Raw genomic sequence first — 20,175 nt, 5'->3', positions numbered from 1 at the left:
AGTTCATTCGAGCGTCTGCGCGCCACGCCATATCTGACATTGCTGCCGCACGACTTCATGCAAGGAGTCATGCGCGCCATAGACGCGGCGCAACCACGTGGCATCGCTCGTGCCGGTCGTCACCGCACGCCTGATCGATTCGAGGCCTGCTTGGCCGCCGAGAGCCTGAGCGTGGCCGCTGATCGCATTGAGCGTGGCGAGGATGTCGTCTCTGATCGGTTTGCTTTGCCCCGTCTCCGGATTCACGCATGTTGCATCCAGACCAAAGCGGCAAGCCATGAACCGGTTCGTCCGATAAACCTCGTAGTCGCGTTCACTCAGCGTCAAGGGTTTATCGATCAGCAGATAGCGCGAAAGCGCCTGAATGTAAGCTGCGATGGCGGCGGCTCGTTCCACGCGTAACGGCGTATCCATGACGCGTACTTCGATCGTTCCGAATCCAGGACTCGGACGAATGTCCCAGTAAAAGTCCTTCAGACTCTTGACGAGACCCGTGTTGGTCATGCGCTCGAAGTACTGTTCGAACTCGCTCCACTCCGTCACGAAGGGCGCCTGGCCCGACAAGGGGAACGGCGCGACCGAATTGAGTCTTGCGCACTGGAACTGCGTGTCGCTGCCCTGCACGAACGGCGAAGAAGCGGCGAGCGCGATGAAGTGCGGGACGTAGCGCGAGAGCGAGTGCAGTAGGACGAGCGCCGAGTCGGCGTCCGGGCAACCGACATGCACGTGCTGACCGAAGATGGTGAACTGCTGATAAAGCGCCCCGTATAAGCCCATGAGATATTCGGAGCGTTCGCGTCCATCGGAACGTTGGTCGTACCAATTCTGGAAGAAGTTGGTGCCGCCACCGCATACGCCGACGTTGAGAAAGTCGGCGGCGCGAACGAGCGTATCGCGAAGCACCTGCAACTCGTTACTGACCTGGTCGAAGTTCCGGCACACGCCAGTGGAGAGTTCGATCATCCCTTCGGTCGTCTCGGGGTCGATGGCCCCCGCGAAGGTTTCCTCTCGAACGCGGTTCAACAACTCCGTGGTCGCCTTCGTCAGGTTGTAGTCATGCGTATTGACGACCTGGACTTCCAGTTCGACGCCAATCGTGAACGGTTCTGATGATGCAAACGGCTGCAACATAGGGTGTCCTGTCATTCGAACGAAAGAACGGCGGCAAGGCGATTTTACGCGAGCGCGTCCGATGCAACGGCGTCATCGGCTATTGAGGGTTAACGCGTATTTAACAATAATTACTTGTTCAGTCCGCACTTAATTCCCAAGCACGTGCCGCCTAGACTTCAAGCACTGAAACGCAAACGGGTGTTTGCGCAAAAACGAAGCCTGGAGATAAGCATCATGAAACTCGTTCAATCGCTCATCGTTGCCGCTGCTCTTGCAATCCCTGCCGTGTCGTCGTTCGCTCAAACGAACCAGCCGGTGACTCGCGCTGAAGTGAAGGCGCAACTGGTTCAACTCGAAAAAGCCGGCTACAACCCCACCGGCGATCAAACGCAATATCCGGCCAATATTCAAGCCGCGGAAGCTCGTGTGAACGCCCAAGGCAATAACGCAACGGATGTCGGCGGCGCCGCGGATGGCACATCGGCTTCGGGCGCACACCATACGCTGCGCAATTTCGACCATGCAGTGGCTCGCGTGGGACACAAGATCAGCGCTTCCGTCCGTCCGGATGCCAACGACGGCATGAAGCCTGTATTCTTTGGCTCCTAATCTGTTCAGTTGTTTTCGTTCAAGGTCTGGCGCGCAATCGTCTTGTGCGCCTCGTCTCCAAGATCCTCCTCCGGTGGCCTTCAATCACTGGATTGCCCAGCGCTTAGTGGCTGGGCTTTTTTGTGCGCTAAGCGAAATAGCTTGATTTCGTTTGCCTGGCGCGTGGGCTTTATTGCCAAGCGCGTGCTTTCTTAGCGTGTCCCGGCAAGACGCGCTCGTACAGGTCGCAAGATATTCCCTAAAGAAATTCGATCAAGCGCCAAGCCGCGTCTCAGCCTTGAAGATTGCCCTCGCAGTCTGCCCAGTACCGTAAAGGATCGCGATGGAATGGATAATTCGAGTTGAGCCACGTCGACAGCCGTGTCCAATCGGGATGGTTAGTGCCACTTTGCGCGGACCAGGTCGACGATCTTTCGAGAATTTGACCGTTCGATCGATCGCGGACGAGCAAACTGCCCAGCCCATTTGAACCGTTGGTCTGCGATTCAACGGAATATCGCGGCAAGATTCGCAACTCGGCATCCTTGGCCCAACCAAACACGGCGCGCACCACGCCCGCCGGATCTCGCACTTCGATAGGACCGCTCTCCGGGCGAAGTGCCGACCATCCTTCAGGAAATTCCGTCACGATTTCGTGACCGCTTTCCCTCACCCATCTCAGGCGCCATGCTCGTGCCATCGCATCGCGCATGCGTGCGACCGATTCATAGCCAGCGGGCAGCTCGACCGCCATCGGCAGCGTGATCAGGTTGTCTTTCCAGAGCTTGGCTTCTTCGTCGATGCGCTCGACAGGCTCGAACGCGCCAGCTTCGAATGGATTCTCGGGCCGGCCGGATTTACGCTCGCTCGTGCTGGATTTCGGCAGACCTTCGAAGAGACGCTCGGCGTCGTCGCGGGTGAGCTTGGGTTTTCCTTTCTTCATTTGTCTCTCTGCGGCAAGGGGTCTTGTCTAGCGACGGTGCTTCATTCGCGCGCGGTTAAAGTCGCTCTTGGCGTCATTGTGCACTGTTCGCTTGCACTAGCCCGCGAAGGTGGCTTAGGCGACGACTTTACACGACGCTCAAAGTCCGCTAAACGCCACCGCGATGCCAACAGTCACTCCACGCCAGCACAAAGCAGCGCAGCGATAGCGACCGCCGCATCGTTCATTGCCTCGCTTCCCGCTGCGCAAGACTCACCGTGAAAATACCCATTTCATCGATACGCTGTTCCAGCTTGCGGAAACCTGCGCGCCTGACGAGTTCATCCATCTCGGCCTGCGAGCGACGCCGCATGACCCGGCTTGCCTCACCGCGATGAGTACTCGACGAACGCGCGATAAATTCGCGTCGCGGATGCCACGGCTGTGCCGTATAGACGAGATAACTGCCCGGCAGCACTGCTTGCGCAAGCGCATGCAACGAGCGTTCGATCACCGCGTTGTCGCCGTAAAGCTCGTATAAACCCGCCGCGATGGCAAGCGTCGGACGGGGTTCGAGCGTGGTAAACGACGCTTCATCGAAGGCATCGGCGTGCTCGAAGCGGGCGATCGACTCGAGTCCCCGCCGTGCGATCGAAGCACGTCCCGCTTCGACATTGATCGCACTCACATCGCACAGCACGATGCGATCGACGGTCACGTTGGCGTCGTCGGTTGAATTTGCTATCGCGTCGAGCACGTGGCGTCCATGCCCGGCCGCGACATCGACGAGACGCACGGGTGAGCCCTCACGAACCAGCCGCGCGATAGCCAGACCCAGGAGCGCTTCGATATGCGTCTTGCGCTGCCGCATACCCTTGCACCCTGGCGCATTCAAGTAAAAGCGATCGATGAGACGTCCGATGCCACCGCATCCACGTGCCTCGTTGCGGTAGACATAGTCGAGCGTCGCGTCCGAATCGAACCCAAGCGAAAGACCAAGCGCGATGCCTTCCGAAAGCGCCCCGCCCGCCCTCAGCGCCAGCCGGTTCATCCACCAATAAAAACGTTCGAACGGCTTGGTTGGAGGCTTCAGCATCGCCTCGTACTCGTCGCGGAATGGTCCGCGCTTGTTCGCGTGAACGAGTGATACACGCGGGCTGCGCGCATTGAATTCACGCAAGATAAATGCGCGCAATGGTTCCAGCGCCTTGGCGCGATCCCGCTCGCCTAGCGTATCGTGACGAAAACGCGGCAGCACGACGCGCTCTTTGCGAGCCGAACGCAGCCGATCATAAAAAAGGTCCTGCGGCGCACGCTGCACGACCCGGTCCGCACCTGAAATCAACACTTGCGTAGGCACGGTGATGGCAGCGGCATCGTCGACGATACGCTTCGACGTATCGTGCAGATCCAGCAACATGTTGACGGCGATCGGCCGCGTAACGAGCGGATCGGCCGCATAGCTCGCGATGCGTTCTATATCTTGCGTGAGCAGCTCGGGCCTCACTAGACTTTTCACATGGAACGAGCCGCGCAGCTTGTGCGCGAGCCGTAAGCCAGCCCGCGCAAACGGTATATACAGTTTCATGCGAAATGCGGGCGATGCCAGCGCGAGACAGCGGACAGGCGGCGCGTAATCATGCACCCACGTCGCTGCAAGCACCGCACCGACGCTTTGTCCGACAACAGCGATGTCTTCCACGGCAATGCCGTGCGCATCACGGATATGATCGATGAAGCACTGCAGGTCACGCACCGACGCAGCCACGCTCGGGCTATATCCACGTGGCCCCGGCGACTTGCCATGTCCGCGCGCGTCCCATGCGAAGAAGGAGAAGTCACGCAACTTCAGCTCATCGACGAGATGCGCGACGCGTGCCGAATGTTCGTGTCCGCAATGCAGCAAGACGATTGCGCCACGACGACGCGATTTCGCCGCCGGCCAATGACGGTAGAAAAGCTTCTCACTGTCGTGCGTGATGAATTCGGACTCGTTGATTGTATGTTTGGTCATAGTGCTCTTTAACTTCGTGTTTGATTTGCTCGCAGATGCAAGTTCAATGCACCTGCTTCACTCCGGCGCTACCGCGCATGAATACGTTTGATACGCGCCTGAAGTATTCTTTCGCCGATGTTTGCCCGTAAGAAGTCTGTCGATAGCGCCGAGTGCCATGCGAATGAATAGTCATGGCGGTATCGACATAAAGAATGCCGCTCTCGCGCGAATAAGTGCGCCGCATTGTTGCTCGGGCATGTGAAGCGTTCACATGCGTCGCTGATCAGCGACGCATGACTTCGACGACCGATGCGGTCGCATCGTCGGCTTCATGGAACTCGAAGCGCACCGGCAGAAAGCGCTCGATGACTTCCGCATTCGTCCTTGCGTGCATCGATATTTTCTCGACCGTGAAGCGGCCGCCGCCCGCGAGCGCGAGTGGCAACAGGAGCTGATCGCCGAGATGCTCGCCAATGGCCGCAGCGGATGCCAAATAGCGATCCGCCATTCGAACCACGGTCTGCGCAACCTTATCCGCCGATACCGCGCGTTCGCCAAACGCCGTAAATACCTCGGTGACGTGCGCATGTTCGAGCGTGACGAGCAACGCGTTTCCCGGCCCCGGTTCGGCTTCCAGACCACGCACGAGCAGCTGCGAGTCGTCCCATCCCATGCCGGGACGAACCACGTCGAGTTCATGTTGCGCAACGCCGGCGGGCGCCGCCGCGATAAAGCTCTCCGCATACGCGGTATCGAGCGCGCCACGCGACATCCACTCGCACGGACGCAAGCCCTTGCACGGCTGCACCGTGGCGACAATCTCTCCACCACCGTCCGGATAGAAGCCGAAGCGCTTGAGCTCAATGTCGATGACCGCGCCCATGTCGCCCATCGCGCGACGCCATGCGCGTTGCAGAAAATGCGCGGGCGGCGCCATCGGATTGTGTGTGCCGCCGCGTATACGCACGGTAGATGCTTTATCGGCGAATAAAAGCGCCGGCAGAATCGTTTGCAAGACGAGCGTGCAGCTTTCCGCCGTACCGATATCGAAGCTGTACTCGCCGCTCTTGATCGGCCCCGGCGCGAACATCAGCATCCGCGATCCGACTTCTGCTCCGGAACATTGCGCACCGGATATTGCTTGCGCTGCCGCCACCGCTAAGAGATGTCGATGCAACAGCCCTGGCTCACTTCGCCTTGCGCGGATATTCCCGATCCCGAAAGGCTGCCCCGTTAAAAGCGAAAGCGTGAGCGCCGTGCGTAAAACCTGGCCGCCACCTTCGCCGGCCGATCCATCCAGTTCAATCATTTGCTTGTTACTTGGTATTTAGAATTCATTCCGAAACCCCGGCGGCACGCATTCTCCGCTGTCGGAGCGTGATCCTGCAACCCTCCGTGCGCGCGACAACCTTTGGTCTTGCGTGCAACATACAGCACGCCGGTACACAAAATGCAAAACACTAAGCCATGCGCACAAAAATAGACTAATCTCCATCTGGCGCAACAGCCCGTACCGCATCGTCCAGCCAGCAAGCGCCCGCGCCCCGACGCCAGGAGACGCCCATGAACGACGCCTCACGCCCCGCCGCCTCCGACTCGGGCAACCCCGAGCAAGCCACCAACCTCCCCATGGAGCCGCGCGTTCAGAAGATCGTCGTGGCGATACACGGCATCGGCAATCAACTGCACAGCGATACCGTGCGTTCGGTCGCGAGCCAGTTCGGCGCACGCTACGATCCGCCATTGCCCGTCATGCCGTTGGGATACTTCGATATCGCGGGTGTCGGCGAAGTGGATGTACGCCAGCTCGATCTGCCGCAAGGCGGTCCTTATACCGCCGAGCAGCGCGAGTTCTATTCCGCGCTTGGCTTCGCGGAAGTGTATTGGGCCGACATCCCGCGCGAAGTGGTCAAACAGGACGACACGCTCGAAGAAAGCAAGGCCTGGGGGTTGTCCATCGTGAGCCGCGCGCAGGCGGCATACATGCTGACCGTCGCGGATCGCAAGCTGGAGCCAGCCGATTTCTCGCTCGCCGCGGGTGTGGTGGAAGAAGTGGTCGAAACCGTCGCCATCATGCAAAGCCTGCTTGCCGTGACCGAGAAGGCCGGCATCTTCAAGTTCGATCTGGCGCCCGTGCTGCGCGACTATGTGGGCGACGTGCAGCTTGTCGCGGATTTCAAGCAGCATCGCGACACCATCGTGTTCCGGTTTCATCGCGTGATGGAGCGTCTCGTCGCGCTCGTCACCGAGCGCTGTCAGTGTCCGCCCGAGGTGTATATCGTCGCGCACAGCGAAGGTACGGTGATCAGTTTTCTGGGCATTCTGCAGGCGCTTTCCGCTCCGACGGCAGCGGACCCCAAAGACCACAAGCAAGTCATCGATACGAGCTGGGTGCAGAGTCTGCGCGGCTTCATGACGATCGGTTCACCCATCGACAAACACATCCTCTTGTGGCCAAGACTCTGGGACGGCATGCAACTTCGAAGCGAAGTGCAAGGAGAGTGCATCACGCAAGTCGATCGTCCGGGCGGGCCGTTGACACTGCCCTCGCGTATCCGCTGGCGCAACTACTATGACTTCGGCGATCCGGTCGGCTTCGCGCTCGATACCGCCCGCGACTTTCTGCAACAGCGCGGCTGCGAGGCTTTCGAGTTCGATGCAGACAAGCACGACATTGGCTTCTCGCGCTATTGGCTGCCGGGCAAGGCGCATACGGATTACTGGACGGACTCGAATGTCTTCGGCCATTTCATCGAAGACGTGGTGCTGCGCAAGAACACCGCGAAGGCGCCGGGCAATCTGCCGTTACGCGGCATGGTCGGCACGGCGATTCCTTATCTGCTCAGCTTCGCGCTTCATCTCATGGCCGTGTTCTTCATCTACAAGGCAGTCACGGCCACCTCAGGTGCGGGCGGCGCAAGCACGGCGCCAGCGTTTATATACCTGACGCGCTCGGTGTTCGCGCTCGCGTGTCTTCTGATGGGCACGACAGTGGCCGCACGCATACCGCGGCTCGTCAAGGCGAGCGGCGCCACGCATCCGGTTGCACGGCTACGTTGGCGTCTCGTCGCGCTAGCTGCATTCGTCGCGGGTGTCGCCATCTTCTGGCTCGTGATCCTGAATGGCGTTGCCGAGTTCCTCGCGAGTCCAGTCACGCATGATGGCGATGCGCCCAGCGCGCTCACCGGGAAAATCATGTTCACCCTGGCCGCGCTGATCGTCGCGCTGACGGGATGGTTCGCGCCGCGCAAACCGCGATGGGGACGCCGCGTGCTCGTCGCGGCGGGCACGTTGATGACAATCCTCATCGTCGGCGTGCGACTCTGGGGCGACCTCGCAAACAAGCCGTTATGGCCCGTGGTGATCGGTGCGCTGCTGTTTCTCTATGCGTGGTGGCTGGCCATTCTGATATTCGATCTCGCCTTCGTATGGCATCGCTATGTACGCAACTCAGTCGCGCTCGATACGCTGCGCGCATGGCGTGAAACCGGTAAGGACCCGCTGCCCAAACCGATCATGTCGATGCGGGGCAAGCAAAACTGAGCATAGCGTCTATGCATGAAGCACGAGCTTCTGCACGCGCCAGTTGAGCAGTTCCGCGACGAAGAGCGTGTTCTCCGATGGACACGCCATCTCGTGAATCCAGCCGAACTGCTTCAACTGCTTGCCGGCACGGCCAAGCACGCCGAGCAGCTTGCCGTCGAGCGAGAGCTTGTAGATGCGGCCTGGAAAGGCATCGGCGCTATAGAGCACCTGGTTCGGTCCCGGTGAGATGCAGATGGCCCAGGGCGATCCGGGCGCGAAAGTGCCCGCCGCAATCGCGGCTTCATCCGGCATGTTGCCAATAGCAGGACGCGCATCCGGCGGTACGGGTACGTCGATCGTGAATTGACGCTGAAAGTTGCCTTCCGTGTCGAAGACCTGAATGCGACGGTTGCTGCGATCGGCGACGTACACCATGTTGTTTGCATCGACGGCAATGCTGTGCGGCGTATGAAACTGCCCCGGCGCCTTGCCACGCTCACCCCACGACTTGATCCAGTTGCCGTCGTTATCGACCTTCGCCACGCGCGAGTTGATATAACCATCGCTTATATACGTGTTGCCTGCCGTGTCCCACGCAACGTCGGTCACTTGCCTGAAGCGTCCCGGCTCCGAAGCCAGCGGCGGGTTCGGATGCTTGAGCGGCGCGGTTTCTTCGTCCGCTGCTTCCTGCTTGCGGCCGAACACCATCGCCACGCGTCCTTCAGGCGTGAACTTGATGATCATGTCCGAGCCTTTATCCGTCACCCAGATGTTGTCGTGCCGGTCGATCTTGACCGTATGCGCGAACGACCACGCATAGAGGTTGTGGCCGATCTCGCGCACGAAGCGGCCATTGCGATCAAACTCCAGGAGTTGCGCGGCCGCCGCGCCATACGCGGGACCTGTGCTGTTACCGCGCGAAAGAACGAAGATGTGCCCCGCCGAATTGACCGCAACGCCCGAGCATTCGCCGAGGTACATGTCGGTCGGCAAGCGCACGGGATCGGGTATGGAGTCGAAGGATAGAGATGGCACACTGTCGTCTGCATAAGCAAGATGCGGGAACAGTGCGAGCGCCGCTGCGCTCTGCGTGGCCATCGCGAGAAAGCGACGGCGGCTTGCGACGCCCGGCTGCATGACTTCGCAGCATGGGCAGAACATCGAGTGCTGACGGCTCATCGTTACCCTCCTCTTGTTCGTCGCCTGCATGGACGGGCATCGTCGCTTCAAGCTTCCGACGATGCGAGAGGAAGTGTAGTGTATTTGAAGCGAGACGCGCACGCAGTTCGCGCAACGGCTTTCGAATCTGAAAGGACTAAACGGAGAAGCGCATCATGAGCGATGCATGGCAATATCAGGTAAGAATCAGGCTCGCGCCGGACTATGCGACGAAGGCTCGCCAAAACATGGATGACGTTGCGCTCGCGCCGCTCGCTTCGCTATTGCGAACGCATGACGCCGAGTTGCAATGTCAGTTCGATGCCTTTGCGGGCTACGTCGCCGAAGCGGAACGCGAGGGAACGGAACACTATCCGCTCTATCAATGGACGCGCGACACCATTGAAGACCCGGTGAAGAAGGCCAAGTACATCGAGTGGTTCACCTTCCATGTGCAAGGGCAAGAGGTCTATGACAAGCGGCTCGCCGATGCACTCGAAGCCGACCTGACCGCGCTGAACAGCGAAGCGATCAGCGAGATCAGAAAGATCGATACGAACCCTGCACGCAATCCGCAGCCGCCGAAGCAACCATGACTACGCCTTGGTTGCATCCATCCATTCGACGATATTGCGCACCGTGTCTTTATAGAACGTGCGATACAACTCTTCCGTGACATAGCCGATATGCGGCGTTGCAAGCACGTTCTGCAGCGAACGCAGTGGATCGTCCGCGGCGAGCGGTTCTTCGTCATACACGTCGAGCCCCGCGCCTGCGATTCGCTTCGACGTGAGTGCATCGAGCAAGGCGGCATGATCGACGATAGGCCCGCGCGACGTATTCACGAGCCGCGCCGTCGGCTTCATCAGCGCGAATTCAGGCGCGCTCACGAGATGCCGCGTGCGCTCCGATAGCCGCAAGTGAATCGACACCAGGTCCGACGTGCGAAAGAGCGTTTCCTTATCGACGCGCTGCACGCCTTTCTCCTGCGCGCGTTCCTCGGTAAGGTTCTGGCTCCACGCGATCACGTTCATGCCAAACGCGCGGCCGATCACGCCGACTGCCGAACCAATACGCCCGAGACCCAGAAGCCCGAGCGTCTTGCCCGCGAGTTCGGTGCCGAGGCCAACCTGCCATCCGCCGCTTTGCAACGAACGATTCTCGGCGGGAATGTTGCGCATCGTCGCGAGGATGAGCGCCCAGGTGAACTCGATAGTGGCCGTCGACGAGTAACCCGTGTGCCTGACCTCGACGCCACGGTCGCCAGCTGCGTCGAGATCGATGGATGCATTCGCCGCACCCGTCGATGCGATCAGCTTGAGCCTTGGCAAATGCTCGATGATGTCGCGCGTGAGCGGCGTGCGCTCGCGCATGGCGCAGATGACATCGAAGGGTTCGAGGCGCTTGAGCAAGGCATCGCGCTCGGCGATGTGATCGTTGAAGACGGTGATCTCGGCGCGGCCTTCGAGCGGCGACCAGTCTGCGAGCTTGAGTGCGACATTTTGGTAGTCGTCGAGTATGGCGATGCGGATCGAAGAAGAAGTAGACGCGATAGACATGATGAATGGCTCTGCTGCTAACGAAGAGGCCCTAGTGTGACGCAAAGCGCGATTTCGCGTCGGCGCGACATCTCGTGAAATAAGTTCGGAAGAGACCGCGCGAGACGTTTTCCCTATAGTGATCTGCATCGCCACCCACGAATCGAAGGGACATCCCGTGAAAAGCAGATCAGACATCACCGTATCGAACCCATCCGGCACGCATGCGACTGCTCGCGCGCTGCGTCATGTACTCGTGATTGTCACCACCGCGGCGCTCGCATTTGCAAGCAGCTCGGCCTTCGCGGGCTGGACACGCTCAGGCTCCGCCTACACCGGCCGTGGCGAATATAACGGCGCGCACGCGGGTTCATGCGGTGGCGGTAGTTGCTCGCATGCCGGCGGCTACATGAATCCGTGGGGCGGCGTGGCGACCAACACCGGCACGGTCACGCGAACCGGCACCGGGCAGTTCGCGAACTCGGGCACCGCCGTGGGTCCGGAAGGACGATCCGTGCAGCACTCCGGCGATACGAACTGCGCGGGCGGCAGCTGCAATCACACCGGCAACATGACTACGCCGAACGGCAAGACCACCACCACCGACAGCACCGTCACGCGCAACGGCGTCGGTCAGTACTCATCGACGGGGTCGGTGACCGGACCCAACGGCAACACCTCGACGCATAATGCATCTACGAATTGCGCGGGCTACACCTGCAATCGCTCGGGCACGGTGAACACCGCGAACGGCGGCAGCGTAACGCACTCAGGAAGCGCTACGAGCGTCGCGCCGGGCGTCGTGGTGACATCGGGTACGTCGGGTGCTTATGTGGCCAGCAGCGGCTCGCACGGCGCCACCGTGGTCACGGGTGGCACCGTAACGGCCAGCACGACGACGGTGATCGCAGCGCCCGTCGTCGCGACTCCGCCGCCGCCCGCAGCGACGGTTTATGTCGCACCGGCGCCGCGCCCTGCCGTGTGGGTTCCCGCGCACTGGGTCGGCAGATTCTGGGTGCCCGCGCATTGGGCGTGATGCGGCAAGCATGACGGGCATGTCTTACCGCCTGTAAGCGGTACACTGCGGGTCAACGCCGCTCATCAACGAGACTCGCCATGGTCAATCATGCCTGTGCTTGCCGGACCTTCAGGGTCGCTCACTCATGAAGCGGCAAGACGCGAAGCGCCCGTATCTGCCACACGAACATACGCATAGCGTGCTGCACGATCTCACCTGGACTGCCGGGCCTGTCGTGCTTGCGCTTGCCATCGCCGGGGCGCTGGTCTTCTGGCTCCTCGATCCCGCGCCGCCTCGCACCATCACCATAAGCGCGGGACAAACCGACAGCTCGTTCTACTATTACGCCGAAGAGTACGCGAAGATCCTCGCGAGAAACGGCGTCACGCTCAAGGTAATGCCATCGGATGGCTCGGTGCAGAACCTGCATCGTCTGCTCGATCCGAAGGAGAGAATCGATCTCGCGCTCGTGCAGGGTGGCGTGGCGAGCAAGGAGCATGCGTCATCGTTGATATCGCTCGGCAGCGTGTCGTATGTCCCGCTCGTCGTGTTCTATCGCGGCAAGGGGCTGACGCAGCTTTCGCAACTCGAAGGCAAGCGCATTGCAATCGGCCGTGAAGGCAGCGGCACGCGCATGCTGTCGCTCAAGCTGCTCGAAGCGAATGGCATCAGACCGGGTGGAAGCACTGAGCTATTTGCAACAGACGGCCTGGACGCGGCCACGCAACTCGTCAGCAATCAGGTCGATGCCGTCTTTCTAAGCGGCGATTCCGCCACACGCGCACTCATGCTGCGCATCTTGAAAGTACCTGGCGTCTCGGTAATGGACTTTCAGGAAGCGCGCGCTTATACGCGTGTTTTTCCCTATCTCGATGAGATCGATCTGCCGCCAGGCGTGCTCGATCTGGGCCGTCGCGTGCCGTCCGAGACCGTGCATCTGGTTGCGCCAACCGTCGAACTCGTCGCGCGTCCAACGCTGCATCCCGCGCTATCCGATCTATTGATCGAAGCCGCGCAGGAAGTGCATGGCAAGCCCGGACTCTTGCAACGCGGCGGACAGTTTCCGAATTTCGTCGCGCATGAGTTTCCGATCAGCGAGGACGCCAACCGTTATTACCATTCCGGCAAGGGCTTCTTTTACCGCGTGCTGCCGTTCTGGCTTGCGAATATCGCGGATCGCGCGCTCGTGTTGTTGCTGCCCGTGGCGGTGCTGATTTTTCCGGCGCTGCGGATCGTGCCAGGCTTGTATCGATGGCGCGTGAGGTCGCGAATCTATCGTTACTACGGCGCGTTGCTGGCGGTCGAACGCGGCGCCATGCGAATGTCGAACGATGAAGAGCGCAAGGGCCTGCTGGTCGAACTCGATTACATCGAGGAGTCGTTGAACACGCTCAAAGTGCCGCTTGCGTATGCGGATGCGCTTTACGTTTTGCGCGAACATATCGGCTTCGTCAGGTCGCGCCTTTCGGCCGTCACGCGAAAAGCCGCGAGCGAGGTTTAGCATCCTCGACGATGGCTGCGTCATCTCATGGACAACGCAGCCATTGACGCCGAAACGCTTACTTGAACCCGGCCACCGCGTGCGGCACGTAAGGCTTTTCGAGCTGCGCGATTTCCTCGTCGGTCAGGTTCAATTCGAGCGCAGCAACTGCATCGTCGATATGTCCCACCTTGGACGCACCGATGATCGGCGCACTCACAGGCGTCTTCTGCGCAACCCAAGCCAATGCAACCTGCGCACGCGGTACTCCACGCGCTTGAGCGACGGCGGCAACGGCTTCGACCACTGCACGGTCCGCATCGTCCGTTCGATACAGCGTGCTGCCGAATGCATCCGACTCTTGTCTTGCGCTCGTCGCATCCCAGTCGCGCGTCAGGCGTCCTCGTGCAAGCGGACTCCACGGCAATACGCCTATGCCCTGATCCACGCAAAGCGGCAGCATCTCCCGCTCTTCTTCGCGATACAGCAGGTTCAAGTGGTTCTGCATGGTCTTGAACTCGGTCCATCCTTTGGCACGCGAAAGATAGAGCGACTTGCTGAACTGCCACGCATACATTGAAGACGCACCGATATAACGCGCCTTGCCCGCCTTCACGACATCATGCAGCGCTTCGAGGGTTTCCTCGATCGGGGTCGTGTAATCCCATCGATGAATCTGGTAGAGATCGACGTAATCCGTTCCGAGTCTGCGCAAGCTGTTATCGATTTCGTTGAAGATAGCCTTGCGCGACAAGCCGCCACCGTTCGCACCGGGACGCATGCGATTGAAGACCTTCGTTGCGATGACGATATCGTCGCGTCGCGTGAAATCGCGCAATGCGCGGCCGACAATCTCTTCCGATGTGCCATCCGAATAGGTATTGGCGGTATCGAAGAAGTTGATGCCCGCGTCCAGCGCGTGCTGAATGATCGGGCGGCTCTTTTCTTCGTCGAGCGTCCATGGATGCGTGCCGCGCTCCGGCACACCGAACGTCATGCAGCCGAGACACAGGCGCGAGACCTCGAGTCCGGTCAAGCCCAGTTTCACGTATTCCATCGAGTGATTCTCCATTCAAGGCGAACAAGCGTGTAGGCAACCAAGCCCTCTAGCTTAGCGCATGCAGCCCCGGCGCGCTTTCAGCCAGTCTTAAAAGACTGCATGGCGATTCGCGCTTGACGCATCCCTTCACTCCTGCCGGTAGCGTCCGCTGCTGCTAACATGCCCTGCTTCGAAGCGCCTTTATCAGATGTTCAAGCTCGCGTGGCTTGCAAGGAAGCGCCGATAATCGTTCGAGGAATGCGTGCATGCATCAGGATCAGCTGGACGGCATCATGACGTTCGTCGCGGTAGCCGAGGAAAAGGGCTTTTCCGCCGCTGCCGTGCGGCTTGGCGTGTCGCCCTCCGCCGTAAGTCAGGCTATTCGCACACTTGAGAAGCGCGTGGGCCTCGCGTTGTTCTCGCGCAATACGCGCGGCGTGAGCCTTACCGAAGCCGGAGAAAAATTCTTCGAACGCGTCTTGCCCGCAGTGCGCGAACTCGCGCTCGCTTCGGAAGAACTCGGCGCGGCGGCCGAACGACCGTCCGGAACCTTGCGCATTACGGTGGCGCGCTCGGGTCATATGATCGTGCTGCAGCCCGTGTTACGCCGCTTTCTCGAACGTTATCCGGAGATTCGCGTCGACCTGTGCATCGACAATTCGCTCGTCGATATCGTGGCGCGCGGCTTCGACGCGGGCATTCGTTTTGGCGATCGTGTCGAGCGCGATATGGTGGCCGTACGGATCGGGCCGCCCATCGAAGCGCATATCGTCGCATCGCCTGACTATCTTGCACGGCGCGGCGTTCCGAAGCATCCGCATGATCTGGCGGCGCACGACTGTATAAGCTTTCGTCTGATCAGCACCGGACAGATCGAGCGCTGGAGCTTCAGGAAGAATGGCGAATCGCTCGATCTCGTCGTGACAGGTCGACTCATTCTCAATGACTCGGCTGCGCTCGTGCAATCGGCGCTGGATGGCATCGGCATCGCTTATATGATCAATGGTTATATCGAGCGATTCATCGAGGAAGGCCGGCTCGTGCGCCTCCTCGCCGACTGGAGCCCGCCACTGCCCGGCTATACGCTGTACTACCCGGACCGCCGTCATGTCGCGCCGAAGCTGCGCGCCTTCATCGACTTTCTTCGCGATGAGCGTGACGGGCTCGCGACTTCGCAGCAAGACATCGAACATAGGCCAAGCGTCGATATGCTGATTCGTCAGGCGCTTTGAAGTCTTTGTCTGTCAGCGGCGCTTATAAGGGCTTGAATCTCCAGACGCTGTCGCACAAGCAGGGAATGGATCATGCTCGCGAATTGCTCACGAAATAACGTTTTCTAACGGAGAATCGCACATGGCAACGACCGCTGACAAACCCGTCTGGTTCATTACCGGATGTTCGACCGGCTTCGGCCGTGAGCTCGCCGCCAAGACCCTGGGCCTCGGCTACCCGACCGTGATCACCGCGCGCAACGTCGCGGCCGTCGAAGATCTTGCAAAGGAGTACGGCGATCTGGCGCTTGCGCTCACGCTCGATGTCACCGACCCTGCTCAGGTCAAAGCCGCAGTGCGCGATGCGACGGCCAAGTTCGGCCGCATCGACGTGCTCGTGAATAACGCGGGTATCGGCTACTTCGGCTCGCTGGAAGAAAGCGAAAGCGAAGAAGTGCGAAAGATGTTTGAAATCAACGTCTGGGGCTTGGTCGATATGACCCAAGCCGTGCTACCGGGCATGCGCGCGAAAAAGAGCGGGACCATCGTGAATATTTCGTCGGTCGGCGGGATCATCGCGTTCCCGGGCATCAGCTTCTATCATGCGACGAAGTTCGCGGTCGAAGGCTTGTCGGAATCTCTGTCGCAAGAAGTAAAGCCGCTCGGCATCAAGGTGCTCATCGTCGAGCCGGGACCGTTTCGCACCGACTGGGCGGGCCGCTCGGCGAGTCAGGCGCCGCATACCATCGACGATTACGCCGAGACCGCGAAGGCGCGCGTCGATATGGTGCGCAACTACAGCGGCAAGCAGCCGGGCGATCCGGTGCGTGCCGCCGAAGCGATCATCAAGGCGGTCGAAAGCGACAATCCGCCGTTGCGGCTCTTGCTCGGCAAGGCCGCGCTCACCAACGCGCGCCTGAAAGTCGAGGCCCTGCGCAAGGACTTCGATGGCTGGGAAGCGGTGACGCTGGGCGCGGACTTTCCAGAAGGCGAATGAGTGCGCTGATGAATAGGGCATTCTGCATGCGGTCTGTTGAATGCAGAATGCCAGACTTACAACGCCAGCACGTTCACCGCCACGTCTATGTGGTGCGACCCGCCGCCGAGGATCATCCCGCGCAATAACGACACGTCCGTGTAGTCACGCCCCGTGGAAAGCGTGATGTGATCGAGATCCGCCAGCACGTCGTTGGTCGGATCGAGATCGACCCAGCCGCTCTGCGGGCAATGCACTGAAACCCATGCATGCGAGGCATCCGCGCCGATCAGCCGGGTCTGGCCCGGCGGCGGGTCGTTGCGCAAGTAACCGCTCACGTAGCGCGCCGGCAAGCCGAGCGAGCGCAGGCAACCGATCATCACCTGCGCGAAGTCCTGGCATACGCCGTGACCCAAGTCGAAGGCGCGCGTGGCGGGTGTATCGAACGCAGTCGACGACGGGCGGTACTCAAAATCCGCATGAATGCGATGCATCAGATCGATTGCACCCACGACGAGCGGTGTGTCGGCCTCGAAGCTCTGTGCGCCGTACTCGCGCAACGCCTGATCGAGCGCGATGTTCGGCGACGCATAGCAAAACTCGCTCTCCGCGAAGAACCGCGCGCCCGCGTGGTATTGCAGGCGCTGCACGACCTTTTCCCACGGCGGCGTTTCGGCGGGATCGAACGCATTCCAGCGCGGCACGAGCCGCACCGTGGTCTCGCTCGTCATCGAAAGACGCTCGTGCGGCGCATCGAGCGAAAAGTACAGCACGTCGTTGCCGAACGCATCGACTCGGCTGTGCACATAGGACGGCACCGGCTCGATCCGCTCCGTGTGCGCGATCACCTGTTGCCACGGGCAATGCAATGGGCGAATCACCGCGAGATGCTGCGCGATCTCGACAGGCGTCGAATAACGATACGTGGTGCGATGCGTGACCGCGAGTGTCGTGGCTTCGGGGTTGCTGGATACGGTCATGAAGATACCTGCGAGGCCAGCGTGTTCGCATGGCTGAAGTAACGCGCGCTTACCTCGTTCGAAGCCACGCCCACGGCGCTCACGAGCCGGTCGCACAGTTCGATCAGATTGGCGAAGCGGCCGTCTTCGTCCGTCTCGCACAGCGACTCGAGACTCGGAAATGATTCTGCATGCGGCATGATGAATGCAAAATGCGTTCGACGCGCGCCGCCCGCCGCCGCTGCGATTTCATCGAGCTTTTTGCGCAAGCGGACATACACGCCGACGAGGCCGCGCGGATTGGTTTCATCCAGCACGATCATGTCGATGAGCGCCGGCACTTCCAGCCGTCCCGGATAGCGTGATCGATACGTCAACGTGCTGTCGAAAAGCTGCAGCAACAAGTCGAAGCCTGCCGGTGTGGTCAACGTGCCGTGCTCGGCAGCCACGCGCACGAAGCTCGCCATGTTGGCGACGCGTTCGATATGCCGGCCAATGAAGAGCAGCCGCCACGCTTCGTCGCGCGTCATGCGGTCGCCTTGCGCACCGCTGATGGCGGATAGCTGCGTCGCCAGATGTTCGAGCGCATTCGCGAGCATTACGCGGTCGTAGTGCCTGCTGACCGGCGGCGCGGACTCGCCGCTTCCGCTCGCATTCGGACTTCCGCTCGCCGAAGGCAGCGCAAGCCGCGCGAGGGCATCGCGGAAATCGTTACGCGACGCGAGAATGTTGCGCCAGTGATCGTTGGAAAGACGGTCGCGAATTTCGCCCGAGGCGCGCGCCTGATCCGCGAGATTGCCGCCGATGCTCGTCGACCGGTTTGCAAGACCCATCACCAATGCGCGCTCGAAGGCTTGCGGAGAACTGCGCGCGGGCGTATCGATCGATGGAATCAGGCCGCATTGCGCCGCGAAGTCGGCAAGCGTCGGGAACAGATCGCCGTTGTCGTTGACTTCGAGCGTGCCCAAAAGCAGGCGGCACAGGCGCACGTTGTTCTCCGAGCGCTCGCTGTAGCGGCCCGCCCAAAAAAGATTTTCCGCCGCGCGGCTCGACACCGTGCGGCGCGCGCGCACGTCGCCCGGTTTCATCGGCGAAGGCAACAGCGATGCGGCCGGCACCGGTTGACTCGACAGCACCCACGTATCCACGCTGCTGCCGCCGAACTGCATGGACACCGTGGCTCGCCGGTCTGCGGCAAGCCGCGTGAAGCCGCCCGGCACGACGCTGAAGCCGCCGTCGATGTTCGCAATGGCATACACGCGCAGCACACAGGGACGCGAACCCAACGCGCCATCATTGAAACGCGGTGCGCTCGAAAACTGCAGGTTCTCCTGCACGGTGAAAACATCCGGCGAGCGTTCAATCCGTTCGCGCCATTCCGCCAGGTCCTGCACGCCCGCGTCGATGCCCGGCGGATGGTCGGTTTGCGCGCCCGGCCACGTCGGCGCGAGCAACGCTCGGTCCAGTTGCTCGAATGCTTCCTCGCGCGCGGCGGGCTCGCCGCACCACCACGTCGGCACGGTCGGCAAGTCGAGCGACTCATCGAGCAAGGCATCGGCGATACCCGGCAGGAATGCATTGAGCGCGGGAGATTCGGTGAAGCCCGCCCCCGGCACGTTGGACACCATCACGTTGCCCGCGCGCATGACCTGCAGCAGTCCCGGCACGCCGATGGTCGAGTCTCCGCGCAACTCGACTGGATCACAAAATGCGTCGTCGAGCCGCCGTAATATTGCATGCACTCTCGACAAACCCGCGAGCGTCTTGAGATAGAGCTTGTCGTGCCGCACCGTCAGATCCTTGCCTTCCACGAGCGTCACGCCCAGATAGCGCGCAAGGAACACGTGCTCGAAGTAAGTCTCGCTGAATGGTCCGGGACTCAAGAGCGCGATATGCGGTGCATCGGGAGAGGTCTCTTCGTGTTCGCCATCGTCGTCGCGCATGGTGGCGCGTGCGGCGCGTGCGAGCGTCGCGATGAGTTGCGCATAAGCGGGCGCGAGACGGCTTACGCGCATGGCGCGAAACGGATCGGCAAATAGACTCGCGACGATGAGCCGGTTTTCGAGCGCATAACCGAGGCCGGAAGGCGCCTCGGTCCGATGCGCCATGACCGTCCATGTGCCCTTCGGCGTGCGCGCGAGATCGACCGCGACGATCTGCAGAAAGCGCCCGCCAGGCGGTACGTAGCCCTTCACGGGACGCAGATAGCCAGGATGTCCGAACACGAGCGCGGTGGGCAAGAGACCACGATGCAGCAGCGTCTGCGGGCCGTAGATATCGGCCATGATCGCTTCCATGAGACGCGCGCGCTGCGCGACGCCGCGCTCGATCACGGCCCACTCTTCTTCGTCGATCAGAAGCGGCAGCAGGTCGAGCGACCACGCGCGCGGCTCGCCGTTATCGGCATAGACGTTGTACGTGATGTCGTTGTCGCGAATCTGCTGCGCAACGGCGGCCACGCCTTCATCCAGATGCTCGATACCGTCTTCACCGAGCAATTCGAAAAACTGGCGCCAGGGCTCGCGCAACTGGCCGGAAGAATCGCGCAATTCGTCCCAGTGCCCTTCGCGCGCCGGCAAGGTGCGCATCAGCGCGAGTGCGTCGACACGCGCACCGGACGTGTCGAAGGGCAAGGTCGATTGAAACGGCAAG

The 20,175-nt window shown here is 60.8% G+C and carries 16 protein-coding genes; 7 read left to right on the top strand and 9 right to left on the bottom strand.

The window, feature by feature from the left end; all coding sequences use genetic code 11:
• Window positions 1–3: 3 nt before the first annotated feature.
• Entirely contained in the window at window positions 4–1,131 is a 1,128-nt protein-coding gene (locus tag NCT03_RS27185) for a YbdK family carboxylate-amine ligase (RefSeq protein ID WP_250494588.1), read from the bottom strand.
• Window positions 1,132–1,347: 216 nt separating this feature from the next.
• Here NCT03_RS27185 and NCT03_RS27180 point away from each other — a divergent pair, with 216 nt between their 5' ends.
• Window positions 1,348–1,722, top strand: coding sequence for a DUF4148 domain-containing protein (locus NCT03_RS27180; RefSeq protein ID WP_244830998.1), 375 nt, complete (start codon window positions 1,348–1,350; stop codon window positions 1,720–1,722).
• Window positions 1,723–1,993: 271 nt separating this feature from the next.
• Here the strand turns inward: NCT03_RS27180 and NCT03_RS27175 are convergent, their stop codons facing one another.
• The 3 genes from NCT03_RS27175 to rtcA form a co-directional block, all read right to left on the bottom strand.
• Entirely contained in the window at window positions 1,994–2,644 is a 651-nt protein-coding gene (locus tag NCT03_RS27175; protein ID WP_250494587.1) for a hypothetical protein, read from the bottom strand.
• Window positions 2,645–2,867: 223 nt separating this feature from the next.
• Window positions 2,868–4,637: a bifunctional alpha/beta hydrolase/class I SAM-dependent methyltransferase gene (locus NCT03_RS27170; protein ID WP_250494586.1), complete on the bottom strand. Its 1,770-nt coding sequence runs from the start codon at window positions 4,635–4,637 to the stop codon at window positions 2,868–2,870.
• A 265-nt stretch (window positions 4,638–4,902) separates the two neighbouring features.
• A complete protein-coding gene (gene rtcA, locus NCT03_RS27165; protein WP_250494585.1) occupies window positions 4,903–5,928 on the bottom strand; it encodes an RNA 3'-terminal phosphate cyclase in 1,026 nt (341 codons plus the stop codon).
• Window positions 5,929–6,182: 254 nt separating this feature from the next.
• Here rtcA and NCT03_RS27160 point away from each other — a divergent pair, with 254 nt between their 5' ends.
• Entirely contained in the window at window positions 6,183–8,162 is a 1,980-nt protein-coding gene (locus NCT03_RS27160; RefSeq protein ID WP_250494584.1) for an MFS transporter, read from the top strand.
• Window positions 8,163–8,171: 9 nt separating this feature from the next.
• Here the strand turns inward: NCT03_RS27160 and NCT03_RS27155 are convergent, their stop codons facing one another.
• Window positions 8,172–9,323 carry a peptidyl-alpha-hydroxyglycine alpha-amidating lyase family protein gene (locus NCT03_RS27155; protein ID WP_250494583.1) on the bottom strand — a complete coding sequence of 384 codons (1,152 nt, stop codon included), beginning with the start codon at window positions 9,321–9,323 and terminating at the stop codon, window positions 8,172–8,174.
• Between the two features lie 155 nt (window positions 9,324–9,478).
• Between NCT03_RS27155 and NCT03_RS27150 the strand changes: the two genes are divergently transcribed.
• Window positions 9,479–9,898, top strand: a complete 420-nt coding sequence (locus NCT03_RS27150) for a hypothetical protein (protein WP_250494582.1) — start codon at window positions 9,479–9,481, stop codon at window positions 9,896–9,898.
• Here the strand turns inward: NCT03_RS27150 and NCT03_RS27145 are convergent, their stop codons facing one another.
• A complete protein-coding gene (locus NCT03_RS27145) occupies window positions 9,899–10,861 on the bottom strand; it encodes a D-2-hydroxyacid dehydrogenase family protein (RefSeq protein WP_250494581.1) in 963 nt (320 codons plus the stop codon). It abuts the gene before it with no gap.
• A gap of 157 nt (window positions 10,862–11,018) precedes the next feature.
• Between NCT03_RS27145 and NCT03_RS27140 the strand changes: the two genes are divergently transcribed.
• Entirely contained in the window at window positions 11,019–11,876 is an 858-nt protein-coding gene (locus tag NCT03_RS27140) for a hypothetical protein (protein ID WP_250494580.1), read from the top strand.
• Window positions 11,877–12,003: 127 nt separating this feature from the next.
• Window positions 12,004–13,359 (top strand): TAXI family TRAP transporter solute-binding subunit, encoded by a 1,356-nt coding sequence (locus tag NCT03_RS27135; RefSeq protein WP_244830774.1) that lies wholly within the window; start codon window positions 12,004–12,006, stop codon window positions 13,357–13,359.
• 58 nt (window positions 13,360–13,417) lie between these two features.
• Here NCT03_RS27135 and NCT03_RS27130 read toward each other — a convergent pair whose 3' ends face one another.
• A complete protein-coding gene (locus NCT03_RS27130) occupies window positions 13,418–14,395 on the bottom strand; it encodes an aldo/keto reductase (RefSeq protein ID WP_250494579.1) in 978 nt (325 codons plus the stop codon).
• 248 nt (window positions 14,396–14,643) lie between these two features.
• Here NCT03_RS27130 and NCT03_RS27125 point away from each other — a divergent pair, with 248 nt between their 5' ends.
• Together NCT03_RS27125 and NCT03_RS27120 are read left to right on the top strand one after the other, a co-directional pair.
• Window positions 14,644–15,609 carry a LysR family transcriptional regulator gene (locus NCT03_RS27125; RefSeq protein ID WP_250494578.1) on the top strand — a complete coding sequence of 322 codons (966 nt, stop codon included), beginning with the start codon at window positions 14,644–14,646 and terminating at the stop codon, window positions 15,607–15,609.
• Between the two features lie 121 nt (window positions 15,610–15,730).
• Window positions 15,731–16,585 (top strand): oxidoreductase, encoded by an 855-nt coding sequence (locus tag NCT03_RS27120; RefSeq protein ID WP_250494577.1) that lies wholly within the window; start codon window positions 15,731–15,733, stop codon window positions 16,583–16,585.
• 56 nt (window positions 16,586–16,641) lie between these two features.
• Here NCT03_RS27120 and NCT03_RS27115 read toward each other — a convergent pair whose 3' ends face one another.
• Both NCT03_RS27115 and NCT03_RS27110 read right to left on the bottom strand, forming a co-directional pair.
• Complete coding sequence (locus NCT03_RS27115) at window positions 16,642–17,544, bottom strand: transglutaminase family protein (protein WP_250494576.1); 903 nt, start codon at window positions 17,542–17,544, stop codon at window positions 16,642–16,644.
• Entirely contained in the window at window positions 17,541–20,174 is a 2,634-nt protein-coding gene (locus NCT03_RS27110) for a circularly permuted type 2 ATP-grasp protein (protein ID WP_250494575.1), read from the bottom strand. The genes NCT03_RS27115 and NCT03_RS27110 overlap by 4 nt, the downstream gene beginning before the upstream one ends.
• Window position 20,175: the final 1 nt, after the last annotated feature.

Origin of the sequence: Caballeronia sp. GAWG1-1 (assembly GCF_023631465.1) — a bacterium.
In the GTDB taxonomy this organism is placed as follows: domain Bacteria; phylum Pseudomonadota; class Gammaproteobacteria; order Burkholderiales; family Burkholderiaceae; genus Caballeronia.
The sequence above is the reverse complement of the archived record's forward strand: the minus strand, read 5'-3'. Positions and strand labels throughout refer to the sequence as shown.